The sequence below is a fragment of the Protofrankia sp. CiP3 genome, from assembly GCF_917627345.1.
Lineage (GTDB): Bacteria > Actinomycetota > Actinomycetes > Frankiales > Frankiaceae > Protofrankia.
Window position 1 is genome coordinate 2,284 of sequence record NZ_CAKJTM010000202.1, and the last position, 1,612, is coordinate 3,895.

General features: G+C 67.6%; 1 protein-coding gene. It reads left to right on the forward strand.

The features are described from left to right. Positions 1–1,612: beta-ketoacyl synthase N-terminal-like domain-containing protein (locus MJ797_RS26170; RefSeq protein WP_239342322.1), on the forward strand; the 1,612-nt coding region annotated here is incomplete at both ends.

Genomic DNA, 1,612 nt, shown 5'->3' on the forward strand with positions numbered 1-1,612 from the left:
GAGTTGACGCGCGGGCTCGGGCTGGCGGCGTTCGTCGTGTTCTCGTCCGTCGCGGGGGTGATGGGAGGACCCGGTCAGGGGAATTACGCGGCGGCGAACTGTTATCTCGATGCTTTGGCCGCCCGCCGCCGGGCCGCAGGTGAGGCCGGGGTGTCCTTGGCGTGGGGTTACTGGGCTGAGGCGAGCACGATGACCGGGCATCTGACCCAGGCTGATCTGGCCCGGATGAGTCGGGCAGGGATGGGCGCGCTGGACGCCGAAGACGGTATGGCGCTGCTGGATCAGGCCCTCGGCTCCCGGTATGCGATGCTGGTTCCGATATCGCTGGATCTGGCGGTGCTGCGCCGTCAGGGCGGCCCGGTTCCTCCTTTGCTTCGCGCTTTGGCCGGGGCTCGGCGTCGCACTGCCGCTACCGGCGCCGTGGATGTGTTGCGGTCGACGTTGGTCGGGATGGCGCCGGGGGATCGGGCGCCTTATCTGGCCGGGTTGGTGCGTGCTGAGGCGTCGGTCGTCCTTGGCGGTGCGGGTCGGGATCTGGTTCGGGTTGATCAGGCGTTCAATGACGCGGGCTTCGATTCGTTGACCTCGGTGGAGCTCCGTAATCGCCTGACCGCCTTGGCTGGGATGGCGTTGCCGGCGACGTTGGTGTTCGACTATCCGACGCCGTTGGCGCTGGCTGATTATCTGCTGGGTGAGCTGGTCGGTGTTGCTCCCGCACGCGCCGCGATGCCCGTGGCCGCGACGGTTACGGATGAGCCGGTGGCGGTCGTGGGTGTGGGATTGCGGCTGCCCGGTGGTGTGGGCAGTCCGGCGGCGTTGTGGGAGCTGCTGTCCTCGGGCACAGATGTGGTGGGGGAGTTCCCCACTGACCGAGGTTGGGATCTGGGTGACCTCTTCGACCCGGACCCTGACGCTGCGGGGAAGTCCTACGTTCGCCAGGGTGGCTTTCTTACCGACGCGACGGTGTTCGACGCGGGGTTCTTTGGGATCAGTCCGCGTGAGGCGTTGGCGATGGATCCGCAGCAGCGGTTGCTGTTGGAGACGTCGTGGGAGGCGCTGGAGCGTGCGGGGATCGACCCGTCCTCCCTGCGGGGCCAGCGCGTGGGCGTCTACGCCGGACTGATCGCCAACGCCTACCTCGCCACAGCCGACACCCCGGATCTCGAAGGTTTCCGAGCCACCGGCACCACCCCGAGTGTGGCGTCCGGGCGTGTCTCCTATGTGCTGGGGCTTGAGGGTCCGGCGGTGAGTGTGGACACCGCATGTTCATCCTCGCTGGTGGCGTTGCATCTGGCGGCTCAGGCGTTGCGTGCGGGTGAGTGCTCGATGGCCCTCGCCGGTGGCGTGACCGTGATGGCCACTCCAGAATCCTTCGTGGAGTTCTCTCGGCTCCGAAACATGGCCCTCGACGGCCGCTGCAAGGCGTTCTCAGACACCGCCGACGGTGTGGGCTGGGGCGAGGGCGCCGGAATGCTCGTCCTGGAACGCCTGTCGGATGCTCAGCGCCTTGGGCATGAGGTGCTGGCTGTGGTCCGGGGCAGTGCGATCAACCAGGACGGCGCCTCGAATGGGCTTACGGCTCCGAATGGTCCGTCGCAGCAGCGGGTGATTC